This window comes from Spiroplasma endosymbiont of Apeira syringaria, from assembly GCF_964020205.1.
GTDB lineage: Bacteria > Bacillota_I > Bacilli_A > Mycoplasmatales > VBWQ01 > Spiroplasma_E > Spiroplasma_E ixodetis_A.
The window spans coordinates 1,006,863-1,021,740 of record NZ_OZ026543.1; the positions used below are offsets into that span (position 1 = coordinate 1,006,863).

The window sequence follows — 14,878 nt, forward strand, 5'->3', positions numbered from 1 at the left end:
AGTTGTACTGGAATGGCAACCCTTTTTAGGACTATTTTTTGGTAGACATTTGTTTTTGATAATTAACTGGAGTTAAGTAGTTTAAAGTGCCGTGAATTCTTATGTTGTTATATCAATTGATGTAATCAAATAATTCTAATTTTAATTGGATTAATGATGTAAAATTTTTATCATTAATAAATTCGGTTTTGAAAGTTTTAAAGGTTGCTTCAGCAACAGCGTTATCATAAGGACAACCTTTTTTGCTTAAAGAGCGATTAATATTGAATGCTAGTAAAAGTTTATCAATAATTTTATTATTAAATTCATTACCGCGATCACTATGAAATATTTGAATATCTTTTAAACAGCGATTTGAGTGCATAAATGCTTGATATACTAATGATGCATCTTTTTTAGTACCTACACTATGTCCAATTATTTCGCGGTTAAATAGGTCAATTAATAAACAAATATAGTTTCACTTACCATTTACTTGAACATAAGTTAAATCACTAACAATAACTTCATTTTTAACTCTATTATTAAAGTTTCTATTAACAAGATTGGTTATTTGACTATCATTGACTTTATTATGATAATTTTTGAATGATAATTTAGTGTATTTTGATATTAAATTATGTTTATTCATAATTTCTTTAATTTTTCGTCTTGATAAATAAATTTCTTGGTTTTCTAGAATGACTTTTAATCTTCTAGTACCATAAACTTCTTTATTTTTTTTAAAAGCACTAATAACAGCTTGTTCATAAATATTATTTTGAATTTTATTTTTTTTCTTTAAATTAAAATAATATGTTGATTTAGAGAGTTTTAAAAAATGACACATTGTGCGAATTTTATATTTAGATTTATTATTTGCAATAATCTCTACTTTCTGCCTATTATTAGTGCTGCTTGCTTTAAAATATCATTTTCCATTCTTAATTGTTTTAATTCTTTTCTTAATTTAATTAATTCATTTTCTTCAACAGAACGATTATCTTTAGTTTTAAAACTACCTGAATTAGTAAATTGCTTAATTCAATTGTAAGTAGCTGCTCTTGTAACATTATATTCTTTAACAAGGCAAGATACTGATTTGCCACTTTGATATAAAGCTACTATTTGTTTTTTAAATTCATCGGTATATGAGTTAATATTGGCCATAATTATAGTTCCTTTCTTTGTTCACTTGTCTATGTAATTAGTGTCCAATAAAGTGTAACCCATCCATTCATATTGCATTGTATTTAATAAATTTTGTCCATTTTCAGCATTTAAATCAACATTAGCAATTATTTCACCCGCAACCGCTTCTTCTTTAATTTCTTTTAAAATTTTAACAGTTTCAGCATAACTAACATCTAATCCTTTGCTTTTATCATTTCATTTTAATACTTTAATTTCTGAATTTTTTGGTTTTTTAACTATAAATTCAATTTTTGTTGAATTAACCATTTCGATAGGAAAAAAACTTGCTCATGGTGAATTTGATTGTTTATAAAATTCTATAAACTCTGGTGCTTCTACTAATTTTTCGGTATTATCTAAATTTTTATTGAATTGTATTGCCATTTTTATTTTCCTTTCTGTTATAAATTATTTTTCTTTTTATAATCCAATAAACTACTTTTTATTGAATTCGATTGATTTGTTAATATTGTTTCTTGTTTACCACCTGTATTAATTGGTTCTTTAAATACTGGTTGTTCTTTAATCATTTTTTTAATAGTGTCTTCAATTTTTGAATTTTCTAAATTATTAGTTTTAAATTTTAAAAAATCATAAAATTCAGTTTTAACTTGATATTTTTTAACAGACTTCTCCCCACATGTACTTGTGGAGGGAATAATGAAACTGAATGAATTCAACAATGCTTTTCAAACTGAACAGCAATGTCTTGCATATATAGCAAATTTGAAAGAAAACAAATGTATTAGGTGTTTTAGTTTTAATTTGAATACTTCTGATTTAAAAAGAATGAGATGTTTAAAATGTAATCAAACATTTAGCATTCTCACAGGCACCATATTTTCAAGGTCACAAACATCTTTAACATCTTGGTTTTATCTTATCTTTAGATGAATAAACACCAAACATGGAATTCCATCAACAGATATTGCAAAAGAATTGGGAGTGACTTTGAAAACTGCTTGAAGAATGACTCATAAAATCAGAAAACGTATTGCAAAACAAAAACCTCAATTTATTGTTGAAGGTACAGTGCAAATTGATGAAATGTATCTTTCACATATGGGTTTTAAAAAACAAGGAAGATCCTTGGTGAATAAAAACTTGATTGTTGGCATTTATCAAAAAACAACCAATAATTTAATTGTGAAAGTATTGAAAAACGCAAAGAGTAAAAATCTTTTGCAGTTTGCAAAAAACCACATTTCTTCAAAATGTCTTGTATATACTGATTCTTGAAAAGGATATTGCGATTTTAAATCAGTTTTCACTAAGCATGAAACAGTTAACCATCAAGATGGCTATGTTTCAAAAATTGGTGTAAATACCAACCAAATTGAATCAGTTTGAAAACATATAAGAAGAACATTTAAAACACATATCAAAGTTGCAAAACATCATGTTCATTTATATGCTAAAGAAGCTGCATATAAATTCAACAAGATACCTAGTTTTGAAACTGTAATTCTATGTTTGATTTAAAAATGTGGGGAGAAGTCCGTAGATAGGCTTTTCTCAGCATTTATGTGATAAAATTAAAATAGTACATAAAGGGAGAAAAGCCTTTTTTAAATATATTAATTATTGCTTTTTCTTTAATTTCTTGATTAAGTTTATTTAACTTATTTTCTGCTTCATTAACTTTATTTTCTATTTCTTGTTGAGCATTATTTTCATTTAAAGGTTCAGTTGTTTGTTGAACATTATCTTCATTTTCTAACATTTACATCACCCTTTATTATTTATTTTCTTTATTAATTTTTTCATTTAATTTTGCTAATTTTTTTTGATGTTTTATAATTTTGTTATTTGCTCTAACATGTTTTGGAGTTGTGATAAATCTTTTTAATAAAACAATAATTTCTCTGCAAATTAATGTTCCAACACTTGTTCCAATAATTATTAATTCATGTAAAAATTCTTTCATCTGAATATTTTCCTTTCAATTGTTTATTTTTAATTATTCATCAAATTGACCACCATTAATTCTTTCAATCATTGATTGTGAATTACTTATAATTTCTACTAATACAGATATTTCTTTATTGAATTCTTCTATTCTTTCTTTATATGTTTTTATTTCCTGATTATAATATTCAATTATTTTTTCTTTATTCATAAATTATTCACCTCCTTTATAAACTCATGTGATTATAATCTCAATTTAATGAATTATTATCATTATTTAATGGTACTTCGCTCATATTATCACTACCGTATTGACTAGTTGTTTCACTATTAATAGTAAATCTATTATCATTAATTAATCTTGTAGTTTCATCATTAAATGATGTTTCTTGCATTTCTTGATTATGATGTGTTGTTTCCATAGGTAGTAAATTATTGATTATTTCACTTGCACCAGCAATAATAGTAGGTACTGCATAAGCATTATTAAAATCATTATTAATTCCCATTGCAACACCACTTGATATTAAACATCCACCAGTAGCCATATTACAAATCTTTCTTATCGCTTCAAATTTATTAGGTATTAACTCAGTTAATCCACTAATAAGATTTGAAATACCATAAGCATTTAATGAAATATAAGTATCTCAATCCATTAATGACTGATGTTCTTGTTTATTTAATAATAATCATGGAGGACCCTCAGTTGTAGTTGTAGTAGTTATTGGCATTGGTGTTGTTGGAATAATAGGATTAATATTATTTTCTGTTCATTTACTATAATTTGCTAAACCAATTGTTCCTAAACATAATAAGATTTTTTTAGAACTATTAATTAATTTAGTTTTAGTATTTGGTCTTTGATTTAAATTTCATATATCTAAACCTAATTTTTTACCAAATAATAAACTATTAATTGAACCTAATACTGGATTACTTATTACTTGACCATAATAAGCACTTGTACCAATCATTGCACTTAAAGGACTTATTGAAGAGCGTATTATTTTTGTTAATGTATAATTATTTGTTTCCATTTCTATTCTCCTTTATTTGCTTTTAACATTTCTCTTACAATATCTAATAAAGTATTTACTTGATAATCATATAATTCAAATTCATGAATTCTAATTTTAATTTTTTTAATTTTCTAATTTTTTAACTGTTACTTTAATTCAACCTTGATAAACATCATTATCACCAACTATTAATGCAACATTACTTTCTGGGTCAGAAACAATTATGTGTTTTGATTTAACATTTGGGTATTGTCTTAAAATAATTGTTCTAATATCATTACTTGTATGAATTGCTTTTGGAAATGGTGATAATATTTCAATTTCATCTTTATTTTCAAACAAAGTAGGTAATATTATCATTAATTATTCTCCTTATTTTTAATTTGATTAGCAATTTCACTTAATATTTTTAATACTTTATATTCATTTTTTAATTCTTTAATAATAAATATTAAAAATATTATTAGTGTTATGCTTGTTATTAATATTGGTACTATTAATAAAATTTCGGACTTCTCCCCACATGTACTTGTGGAGGGAATAATGAAACTGAATGAATTCAACAATGCTTTTCAAACTGAACAGCAATGTCTTGCATATATAGCAAATTTGAAAGAAAACAAATGTATTAGGTGTTTTAATTTTAATTTGAATACTTCTGATTTAAAAAGAATGAGATGTTTAAAATGTAATCAAACATTTAGCATTCTCAAAGGCACCATATTTTCAAGGTCACAAACATCTTTAACATCTTGGTTTTATCTTATCTTTAGATGAATAAACACCAAACATGGAATTCCATCAACAGATATTGCAAAAGAATTGGGAGTGACTTTGAAAACTGCTTGAATAATGACTCATAAAATCAGAACACGTATTGCAAAACAAAAACCTCAATTTATTGTTGAAGGTACAGTGCAAATTGATGAAATGTATCTTTCACATATGGGTTTTAAAAAACAAGGAAGATCCTTGGTGAATAAAACCTTGATTGTTGGCATTTATCAAAAAACAACCAATAATTTAATTGTGAAAGTATTGAAAAACGCAAAGAGTAAAAATCTTTTGCAGTTTGCAAAAAACCACATTTCTTCAAAATGTCTTGTATATACTGATTCTTGAAAAGGATATTGCGATTTTAAATCAGTTTTCACTAAGCATGAAACAATTAACCATCAAGATGGCTATGTTTCAAAAATTGGTGTAAATACCAACCAAATTGAATCAGTTTGAAAACATATAAGAAGAACATTTAAAACACATATCAAAGTTGCAAAACATCATGTTCATTTATATGCTAAAGAAGCTGCATATAAATTCAACAAGATACCTAGTTTTGAAACTGTAATTCTATGTTTGATTTAAAAATGTGGGGAGAAGTCCGTAGATAGGCTTTTCTCAGCATTTATGTGATAAAATTAAAATAGTACATAAAGGGAGAAAAGCCTAAAATTTTTCATAATATCATTTTTTACTCTTTTCATTTTTTAAATCATTTAACATTAATTGAACAAAATGCACGATTTTTAGGAATATTTAAAGTATTAAAAATTTGACCAGTTGGAAATGTTTAGTAATCTGTGTAACTTACAAAAATAACTATGTTTAATTAATTCTAGTAAATATAATTAAATGACTAGAAAGAGTGAGTTACAGATGGCTAAAAAAGATAACTTTAATAATAATGATCCAATATCAAAAGCAGTAGATTTATTACTAGAAAATACTGAAGATTTAACAACAGTTTTTAAACCTGGCGGTTTATATAAAGAATTAACAAAAAGATTAGTTGAAAAAATGTTGAATTCTGAAATGCAAAATTATTTAGGATATGAAAAAAATCAACATAGTACTACTGAAAATGCTCGTAATGGTACAAGTTCAAAAAAATTAATAACTCAACAAGGTAAAATTGAAATTGATGTACCAAGAGATCGCAATAGTAATTTTACTCCTGTAATAGTTCCTAAAAGGCAAAGAAGATTTGATGGTTTTGATCAACAAGTTCTTTCCTTGTATGCAAAAGGAATGACATTATCTGACATTAGAATGCAGTTGCAAGAGTTATATCATGGTGCTGATATTAGTGAAAGTGTTATTAGTCAAATTACTGATGATGTTATTGATGATGTTAAAGCATGACAAAATCGACCATTAGAAAGTATTTATCCTATTGTTTATTTTGATTGTATAGTAGTTAAAGTACGACAAGATAAACGGATTATTAACAAATCAGTTTATATAGCATTAGGAGTTGATTTAGAAGGCAAAAAAGATGTTTTAGGATTATGAATTAGTGAAAATGAAGGTTCTAAGTTTTGATTATCTAATTTCACAGAAATGAAAAATCGTGGCTTAAATGATATTCTTATTGCTTGTAGTGATAATTTAACAGGCATGTCAGAAGCAATACAATCAGTTTATCCTAAAACAGAACATCAATTATGCATTGTTCATCAAATTAGAAATAGTGGATGGGTTACACTTTATTGGACACTAATTACGTAGACAAGTGAACAAAGAAAGGAACTATAATTATGGCCAATATTAACTCATATACCGATGAATTTAAAAAACAAATAGTAGCTTTATATCAAAGTGGCAAATCAGTATCTTGCCTTGCTAAAGAATATAATGTTACAAGAGCAGCTACTTACAATTGAATTAAGCAATTTACTAATTCAGGTAGTTTTAAAACTAAAGATAATCGTTCTGTTGAAGAAAATGAATTAATTAAATTAAGAAAAGAATTAAAACAATTAAGAATGGAAAATGATATTTTAAAGCAAGCAGCACTAATAATAGGCAGAAAATAGAAATTATTGTCAAAAATAAAGTTAAATATAAAATTCGCACAATGTGTCATTTTTTAAAAATCTCTAAATCAACATATTATTTTAATTTAAAGAAAAAAGAAAATAAAATCAAAAATAATATTTATGATGAAGCTGTTATTAGTGCTTTTAAAGAAAATAAAGAAGTTTATGGTACTAGAAGATTAAAAGTCATTCTAGAAAACCAAGAAATTTATTTATCAAGACGAAAAATTAAAGAAATTATGAATAAACATAATTTAATATCAAAATACACTAAATTATCATACAAAAATCATAATAACAAAGTTAACGATAGTCCAATAAACAATCTTGTTGATAGAAACTTTAATAATAGAGTTAAAAATGAAGTTATTGTTAGTGATTTAACTTATGTTCAAGTAAATGGTAAGTGAAACTATATTTGTTTATTAATTGACCTATTTAACCGCGAAATAATTGGACATAGTGTAGGTACTAAAAAAGATGCATCATTAGTATATCAAGCATTTATGCACTCAAATCGCTGTTTAAAAGATATTCAAATATTTCATAGTGATCGCGGTAATGAATTTAATAATAAAATTATTGATAAACTTTTACTAGCATTCAATATTAATCGCTCTTTAAGCAAAAAAGGTTGTCCTTATGATAACGCTGTTGCTGAAGAAACCTTTAAAACTTTCAAAACCGAATTTATTAATGATAAAAATTTTACATCTGGATGGGTTACACTTTATTGGACACTAATTACGTAGACAAGTGAACAAAGAAAGGAACTATAATTATGGCCAATATTAACTCATATACCGATGAATTTAAAAAACAAATAGTAGCTTTATATCAAAGTGGCAAATCAGTATCTTGCCTTGCTAAAGAATATAATGTTACAAGAGCAGCTACTTACAATTGAATTAAGCAATTTACTAATTCAGGTAGTTTTAAAACTAAAGATAATCGTTCTTTTGAAGAAAATGAATTAATTAAATTAAGAAAAGAATTAAAACAATTAAGAATGGAAAATGATATTTTAAAGCAAGCAGCACTAATAATAGGCAGAAAATAGAAATTATTGTCAAAAATAAATCTAAATATAAAATTCGCACAATGTGTCATTTTTTAAAAATCTCTAAATCAACATATTATTTTAATTTAAAGAAAAAAGAAAATAAAATCAAAAATAATATTTATGATGAAGCTGTTATTAGTGCTTTTAAAGAAAATAAAGAAGTTTATGGTACTAGAAGATTAAAAGTCATTCTAGAAAACCAAGAAATTTATTTATCAAGACGAAAAATTAAAGAAATTATGAATAAACATAATTTAATATCAAAATACACTAAATTATCATACAAAAATCATAATAACAAAGTTAACGATAGTCCAATAAACAATCTTGTTGATAGAAACTTTAATAATAGAGTTAAAAATGAAGTTATTGTTAGTGATTTAACTTATGTTCAAGTAAATGGTAAGTGAAACTATATTTGTTTATTAATTGACCTATTTAACCGCGAAATAATTGGACATAGTGTAGGTACTAAAAAAGATGCATCATTAGTATATCAAGCATTTATGCACTCAAATCGCTGTTTAAAAGATATTCAAATATTTCATAGTGATCGCGGTAATGAATTTAATAATAAAATTATTGATAAACTTTTACTAGCATTCAATATTAATCGCTCTTTAAGCAAAAAAGGTTGTCCTTATGATAACGCTGTTGCTGAAGCAACCTTTAAAACTTTCAAAACCGAATTTATTAATGATAAAAATTTTACATCATTAATCCAATTAAAATTAGAATTATTTGATTACATCAATTGATATAACAACATAAGAATTCACGGCACTTTAAACTACTTAACTCCAGTTAATTATCAAAAACAAATGTCTACCAAAAAATAGTCCTAAAAAGGGTTGCCATTCCAATGTATCAATTATGTAAATAATATTTTTTTATTCATATAAAAACAATTTTTAAGTTTTAGATTTCAATAGAATATATAATAGACTTGGTGCAAAACCTTTAATTTTAATAATTTAATGATTATTATCAATATCAAAGGTTTTGCACCAAGTCTAATTTAAAAAAAATAAAATTCATGATATCTAGTTAATTGAATTAGAAGACATTTTTACAACATAATCTACCAAAATAAAAACTCTATCCATCATTAATATTTATTTGCTTTTTTATATTGTTAATGATATTATTTTTAAGTACTTTTTATTAATAGTAATTTTATAAGTGAGGTGAAACCATGGCAAAAGCAAGCATCCATCCAGAGTATTTTCAAACTAAAGTAACATGTATAACATGTAGCAATAATTTTATAAGTGGTTCAACTAAGGGTAAAGAAATCCGTGTTGATACATGTTCAAGTTGTCATCCATTTTATACTGGAAAACAATCATTTGTTTCAGCAAAAGGAAGAGTTGAACGCTTTAATACAAAAGCAAGTAAACAAGTTGAAACAAAAACAAAAACTGTTGAAATAAACAAAGCAAAACCACAAAATACTAAAACTATTGTATTAGAAACAGCAAAAGATGTTCTAAAACTAACTGATAATAAACAAGTTAAAAAATAATTTTAATTAAACTTGAAACTAATCATAGTTTCTTTTTTTATACTCTAAAAATAAAATTATTTACAGACATATTTAACATTAATTAAGTTAAAATATTGTATGTATACAACCCAATAAATATAGAATATAATTTTAATAGTATATGAAATAAAAAACTTTAAGGTAGGGAATGGTTTTATGGAAAAATCATCTGATTTTAATAAATTGGTAATAAGTAAAGGTATTAGATATAATACTGAGCAAACTAGTAACTTTAATTTTAGTATTATTAATTTATCCGTTGAAAAAGCCGTAAAAGATTGAAGTTTTGAAGGAAAATATCCTAGTTGCTTGGCAATTTTTAGTAATGATGAAGATAATATTGAAAAATTAATTAATGCTCTAGCAGGTTCTTCTGCTATTATGGAGGGTAAAATTTTAATTGATGATATTGATGTTACTTATAATAGTATTGGTTTTGAACGAAAAATGGCTTATGTTAGTATGCATTTAAATAGTTGAAATAAATTATTTAGTATTCAACGTAACTTAGCAAGAACAGCAGTTACTAATAAACCTTTTTTACAAGAAATAAGTAATATTAATCAAAAAATTAAGACTGATATTGAAAACTTAAAAAATACAGGTTTAAATTTAGACAGTGGTTATTTTAAAGAAAAATTAATTAATATTATTAAAAATTTTATTAATGAGACACAAAGCACTCGTAATAATTTTATTAAAGAATATCAATATCAAATTAATCATTTTCATAAAAACTTTGCTCAAGAGAAATTTAATTTTGCTGGAAGTGAAAAATTAACAGATATTCTAATTAAAAAATTCACTGCCGAAGAAAAAAATATTATTGCAAATAATAACTTATTATTTTTACAATCTTTGCAAGATCGTATTTCTAGTTTGGAAAGTTTAGTGGGACCATGTTTTTGTGGATGTAATCCACCAAAAGAAAGAAAATGAGAGTTTCAACTACGAGAAATTAGTTTTGTTATTAAAGAAATAAATAATTATTTAAATAGAGAGATTAGTACTACTAGAAGTGAAATTAGAACTACATTAAAAACTTGTAACAATCATAATCAAAATTTTAATAGTGAACTTAATAATTTAGTTTCATATCAACAAATTAAATGTACTCGTAGTCAAATTGATCAAATTTTAGACCAGTGAATTGACTTAGCAGAAGTACAAAGAATTAAATTTAATATGAAACAAGATTTTGTGGCAATGCAACTTTTACCAGATGAAATGCATTTACTTTTAAAAAATATTAAAGATGAAATTAAAATCTATCATGATAAAATTTTAAAAAATCCACAGTTAAAAGATAAAGAAACATATCAACAACAATTACAAACTTTATATTCACAGTTAATTGATGTCCGTGATTTAATTAGTGAAAATATTGTTATGATATTTAAACATTTAGATCTAAGTCATTTATTGTCACTACGTTTAACACAATTAACAATAGTAGAGCGACAAATAATAAAAATCATTCAACAATTAATTGTGTCTACTAAAATTTTAATTTTACATAACCCATTTGAACTTTTAAATGTTGATAATAAAGAACAATTAGCAAATTGAATTAAAAAATTACAAAAATTTTTGAAAATAATTATTATTTTTACAACTAATAATCAAGTTGATATTAATTTATTAGCAACTAATGTTACTGTTATTGAAAATGAAATAATTATTCAACAAGGAAATGTTAGTGATATCACTGATAAACCATTATCTTTAAATTTATTAAAAGAAATAAATGAACAGCATATTAATATCGCAAAGGGAGAATGAAATGCTCATAATTTATATTTTTATAATGTAAATTTAGGTAAGTTTGGTGCTAAAACCGCTTCTACTATTGCTTTTAAATCAAATGCCATTTTGTTTAGTGCAAAGAAACCACGATTTACTTTTTTAAAAAATTCAATTATTATTAATGGTGTTATTAAAAATATTACTAAAGTTGATGATAAAAAAGCATATTTATTGGTTGAAACTACTAAATCAGAACAATTTGAAGTTTTAACTAATAATAATGATAATTTAGAAGTGGGAACTGTTGGTTGAATTAGTATTACTAAAAATTCAATTTTTGTTTTTGATGATGAAACAAAGCAATTAATTGGTACATGATAGAAAGGATATATAATATGAATAAGTTTAAAAAAGAAGCACAAGCAATTTATGAATTAATAAAAATTAGTAATCCAATTATTATTCATTGTCATATTAATCCTGATGGAGATGCTTTGGGTTCACAATGAGGATTAAAAAAAATTATTGAAGATAATTTTGAAAATAAAAAAGTACTTGTTCCAGGTGAAACAAATGAACATATGGCATCATTATTTCCACAACCAACTTTTGTTAAAAAAGAAGAATATGAAAATGCACTAGTAATAGTCACTGATACAGCTAATCGCGAACGAATTAGTGGCGAATTTTGAGAAGAAGGAAAAAAGATAATTAAAATTGATCATCATCCAATTGTTGATAAATATGGTGATATTGATTTAATTGAAGAAAAGGCTTCTGCTGCTTGCCAAGTAGTGGCAAAATGAGCACAATTATTGAATTTAAAAGTTTCTGCTTTAGCAGCTAGAAATTTATTTCTTGGTTTAGTTACTGATTCTGGTAGATTTTTGTATCGCTCTGTTAATGAAGAAACTTTTCAGATTGCTAGTTTTTTAGTTAAACAAAATTTTAATTTATTAGACTTATATCAAAGTTTATATATTCAAAATTTAAAAATCGCAAGATTGAAAGGATATATATTATCAAATTTTAAAATTACTGATAATGGTGTTGCTTATATAATATTTAACGATAAAATAATTACTGACTTACAAACAAAAATTATTACTCAAAATAAAATATTAAATATTAAAGGTGAAGTTGTTTTAACTAGAGAAGATTTAACTAGCCAAGTTAATGTAATGTCAAATATTGATGGTATTAAAATTTGATTAATTGCTGCTTATGATCAAATGAATAGTAAAATCAAAGTTAGTGTTCGTAGTGCAAGATGAATAATTAATGATACTATTGCCAAGTTTGGTGGTGGTGGTCATCAGACAGCAGCTGGTGCATATTTACAAAATATTAATGAAGTTGAAAAATTGATTGATAGTTTAGATAAAATTGCTAGTAAATCACCAGAATTAACAAACAATTAAAATTAGAGATGGAGTTGGATATAAATGTATAGTCGTTATAATGAGGGATGAATTGAAGTAATTACTGGTTGTATGTTTGCTGGAAAAACCGAAGAGTTTATGCGACGTATAAATCGTTTACAGTATGCTAAACGCAAAGTGCTAGTTTTTAAACCCAAGGTTGATATTCGTTATGATGCTAAAAAAGTAGTAAGTCATAAAGGAGTATCTATCACAGCGATAGTAATTGATGATCCAATGCAAATATTAAAACATGTAGATAAAGAAATAGAAGCAGTTGCAATTGATGAAGTACAATTTTTTAAACCATCAATTATTGAAGTGATTAAAACATTAGCAAATCAAAATAAGCAAGTTATTGTTGCGGGTTTAGATCAAGATTTTCGTGGTGAACCATTTCCTGTTACTAAAGAATTATTAGCCTTAGCAGAATTTGTAACTAAATTAGATGCTGTTTGTGTAAAATGTGGTAAAGCAGCAACAAGGACACAACGTATTATTAATGGCCGAGAAGCTAGATATGATGATGAAATTATTTTAATTGGTGCGCAAGAACAATATGAAGCTCGATGTCGTAGTCATCATCGTGTCTTAACAAATAATCAGAATAGATAAATCAGGTGTGATATTATGAATGAAAAAACATTAGAACAGTTAATGCAACTTACTAAAAAATATAGTGAAATTGAAAAGCAGTTAGAAAATCCCGAATTAATTCCTCGTGATAAATACACTCAATTAACAAAAGAACATAGTAGATTAGAACCAATTATTGAACAATATTGAAAATATGAAAAAATTAACAAAGAAATTATTGAAGCAAAAAAGGCATTAGCAACCGAACAGGATCAAGAACTTTGTGAAATGCTTAAAATAGATATTAAAGCAAATGAAATAGAATTAGAAAAAGCAGAAAATGAATTAAAACTAACACTAATTCCTAAAGATATAAATGATGATAAAAATGTTATTATTGAAATCAGAGGAGCTGTTGGTGGTGATGAAGCAAATATTTTTGCTGGTGATTTATATCGTATGTATAGTAAGTATTGTGAAATTCAACGATGAAAAATTGAAACTATTGAGGCAAAGGAAGCAATAAATGGTGGATTTAGTTATATTGCTTTTATGGTTAAAGGTAAACATGTATTTGCTAAATTAAAGTTTGAAGCTGGTGGACATCGTGTTCAGAGAGTTCCAAAAACCGAATCACAAGGACGAGTTCATACTTCAATTGCAACGGTTGCTGTATTGCCAGAAGTTAATGAAGTTGAAATTAAAATAAATAATTCTGATTTAAGAATTGATACTTATCGTTCTAGTGGTGCTGGTGGTCAACATGTTAATACTACCGATTCAGCAATTAGAATTACTCATATTCCAACGGGTGTTGTTGTAACTTCACAGGACGGACGAAGTCAACATGATAATAAAGATAAAGCAATGCGGGTATTAAGAGCTAAACTTTATGAAAAAAAAGTTGAAGAAGAACAGGGAAGAATTGGTAATTTAAGAAAAACAGCTGTTGGTAGCGGTGATCGTTCAGAAAAAATTAGAACATACAATTATCCACAAAATAGAGTAACCGATCATCGGATTGGATTATCTTTATTAAAGTTAGATCGTATTATGGAAGGTAATATTGATGAAATTATTATTGCTTTAATTAGTAGTGAACAAAAAGAAAAATTAGAAAATATTGATGAAAATATTACAGTATTAAAGTAAAGAAGGAAGAAATTATTATGGATTTTAAGATTTTAGACTCTAGAACAAAAATTTTGTTTTTAATATCAGTTATTTTTTTATATGCGACATTAGGAACATTTATTACATTAACTTTTAGTAGTGGTATTATTCACATTTTATTTTTAGTTTTAACATTATGATTTGCTAGTGCATCTAGTTTAATTTTTCATTATTTATTATGAAAAAATTTAGAATTTTTACGAAATATTAATGGTAACAATATTAATAATTTTGGTTTTATTATTAGTATTTGTAGTTACATTATTCTTTTTCCAATTATTTGTTTATTAACAATTAGTTTTTTATTTATTTTTAGTATTATTGTTTTAATTCTCGTTGTTAATAATTTAAGGCTTTTCTCCCTTTATGTACTATTTTAATTTTATCACATAAATGCTGAGAAAAGCCTATCTACGGACTTCTCCCCACAT

The 14,878-nt window shown here is 25.1% G+C and carries 19 protein-coding genes and 1 pseudogene; 12 read left to right on the plus strand and 8 right to left on the minus strand.

Going from position 1 to position 14,878, the window contains the following annotated elements; genetic code table 4:
- Nucleotides 1-31: 31 nt before the first annotated feature.
- Together AACL02_RS06180 and AACL02_RS06185 are read right to left on the minus strand one after the other, a co-directional pair.
- Nucleotides 32-1,149 (minus strand): IS3 family transposase gene (locus AACL02_RS06180; protein WP_422397815.1). Its coding sequence is split into 2 segments (ribosomal slippage): nt 32-879 and nt 879-1,149, totalling 1,119 coding nucleotides; the frame shifts between segments, so codons are not numbered across the junction.
- A 425-nt stretch (nt 1,150-1,574) separates the two neighbouring features.
- The gene (locus AACL02_RS06185) at nt 1,575-1,853 is read right to left on the minus strand and encodes a hypothetical protein (protein ID WP_339040186.1); all 279 of its coding nucleotides are present in this window, start codon (nt 1,851-1,853) and stop codon (nt 1,575-1,577) included.
- Between AACL02_RS06185 and AACL02_RS06190 the strand changes: the two genes are divergently transcribed.
- The gene (locus AACL02_RS06190) at nt 1,834-2,655 is read left to right on the plus strand and encodes an IS1595 family transposase (RefSeq protein ID WP_339040188.1); all 822 of its coding nucleotides are present in this window, start codon (nt 1,834-1,836) and stop codon (nt 2,653-2,655) included. The genes AACL02_RS06185 and AACL02_RS06190 overlap by 20 nt on opposite strands.
- A gap of 40 nt (nt 2,656-2,695) precedes the next feature.
- Here AACL02_RS06190 and AACL02_RS06195 read toward each other — a convergent pair whose 3' ends face one another.
- From AACL02_RS06195 to AACL02_RS06220, 6 genes are all read right to left on the minus strand, one after another.
- On the minus strand, nt 2,696-2,896 hold the full coding sequence (locus AACL02_RS06195) for a hypothetical protein (protein ID WP_339040190.1): 201 nt from the start codon (nt 2,894-2,896) through the stop codon (nt 2,696-2,698).
- Nucleotides 2,897-2,911: 15 nt separating this feature from the next.
- Nucleotides 2,912-3,100 (minus strand): hypothetical protein, encoded by a 189-nt coding sequence (locus AACL02_RS06200; RefSeq protein ID WP_174480113.1) that lies wholly within the window; start codon nt 3,098-3,100, stop codon nt 2,912-2,914.
- Between the two features lie 33 nt (nt 3,101-3,133).
- A complete protein-coding gene (locus AACL02_RS06205; RefSeq protein ID WP_281749444.1) occupies nt 3,134-3,292 on the minus strand; it encodes a hypothetical protein in 159 nt (52 codons plus the stop codon).
- 16 nt (nt 3,293-3,308) lie between these two features.
- Nucleotides 3,309-4,121 carry a hypothetical protein gene (locus AACL02_RS06210; protein WP_339040192.1) on the minus strand — a complete coding sequence of 271 codons (813 nt, stop codon included), beginning with the start codon at nt 4,119-4,121 and terminating at the stop codon, nt 3,309-3,311.
- Nucleotides 4,122-4,226: 105 nt separating this feature from the next.
- Nucleotides 4,227-4,463, minus strand: a complete 237-nt coding sequence (locus AACL02_RS06215) for a hypothetical protein (RefSeq protein ID WP_338961103.1) — start codon at nt 4,461-4,463, stop codon at nt 4,227-4,229.
- On the minus strand, nt 4,463-4,666 hold the full coding sequence (locus AACL02_RS06220; protein WP_339040195.1) for a hypothetical protein: 204 nt from the start codon (nt 4,664-4,666) through the stop codon (nt 4,463-4,465). Before AACL02_RS06220 ends, AACL02_RS06215 begins: the two co-directional genes overlap by 1 nt.
- Here AACL02_RS06220 and AACL02_RS06225 point away from each other — a divergent pair.
- The 11 genes and pseudogenes from AACL02_RS06225 to AACL02_RS06275 all read left to right on the plus strand — a co-directional run bounded on the left by AACL02_RS06225 (nt 4,647) and on the right by AACL02_RS06275 (nt 14,827).
- Nucleotides 4,647-5,468 (plus strand): IS1595 family transposase, encoded by an 822-nt coding sequence (locus AACL02_RS06225; RefSeq protein WP_339040196.1) that lies wholly within the window; start codon nt 4,647-4,649, stop codon nt 5,466-5,468. The two genes, AACL02_RS06220 and AACL02_RS06225, sit on opposite strands and share 20 nt — an antisense overlap.
- Nucleotides 5,469-5,759: 291 nt before the next feature.
- Nucleotides 5,760-6,575, plus strand: a pseudogene (locus AACL02_RS06230) (IS256 family transposase); the annotation flags it as partial.
- Between the two features lie 65 nt (nt 6,576-6,640).
- On the plus strand, nt 6,641-6,919 hold the full coding sequence (locus AACL02_RS06235) for a transposase (protein WP_339040199.1): 279 nt from the start codon (nt 6,641-6,643) through the stop codon (nt 6,917-6,919).
- A 32-nt stretch (nt 6,920-6,951) separates the two neighbouring features.
- A complete protein-coding gene (locus AACL02_RS06240) occupies nt 6,952-7,674 on the plus strand; it encodes an IS3 family transposase (protein ID WP_339043645.1) in 723 nt (240 codons plus the stop codon).
- A 29-nt stretch (nt 7,675-7,703) separates the two neighbouring features.
- A protein-coding gene (locus tag AACL02_RS06245) for an IS3 family transposase (protein ID WP_339040201.1) occupies nt 7,704-8,824 on the plus strand; the annotation gives its coding sequence in 2 pieces (ribosomal slippage) (nt 7,704-7,947 and nt 7,947-8,824; 1,122 coding nt in all).
- A gap of 356 nt (nt 8,825-9,180) precedes the next feature.
- Nucleotides 9,181-9,510, plus strand: coding sequence for a 50S ribosomal protein L31 (gene rpmE, locus AACL02_RS12515; protein WP_422397805.1), 330 nt, complete (start codon nt 9,181-9,183; stop codon nt 9,508-9,510).
- 177 nt (nt 9,511-9,687) lie between these two features.
- Nucleotides 9,688-11,658, plus strand: a complete 1,971-nt coding sequence (locus tag AACL02_RS06255; protein ID WP_339040203.1) for a hypothetical protein — start codon at nt 9,688-9,690, stop codon at nt 11,656-11,658.
- A gap of 14 nt (nt 11,659-11,672) precedes the next feature.
- Nucleotides 11,673-12,698, plus strand: coding sequence for a bifunctional oligoribonuclease/PAP phosphatase NrnA (locus AACL02_RS06260; RefSeq protein ID WP_339040205.1), 1,026 nt, complete (start codon nt 11,673-11,675; stop codon nt 12,696-12,698).
- A gap of 24 nt (nt 12,699-12,722) precedes the next feature.
- Entirely contained in the window at nt 12,723-13,313 is a 591-nt protein-coding gene (locus AACL02_RS06265; protein WP_281749194.1) for a thymidine kinase, read from the plus strand.
- 15 nt (nt 13,314-13,328) lie between these two features.
- Nucleotides 13,329-14,426, plus strand: coding sequence for a peptide chain release factor 1 (prfA, locus tag AACL02_RS06270; protein ID WP_339040207.1), 1,098 nt, complete (start codon nt 13,329-13,331; stop codon nt 14,424-14,426).
- Nucleotides 14,427-14,443: 17 nt separating this feature from the next.
- A complete protein-coding gene (locus tag AACL02_RS06275) occupies nt 14,444-14,827 on the plus strand; it encodes a hypothetical protein (protein ID WP_339040209.1) in 384 nt (127 codons plus the stop codon).
- Nucleotides 14,828-14,878: the final 51 nt, after the last annotated feature.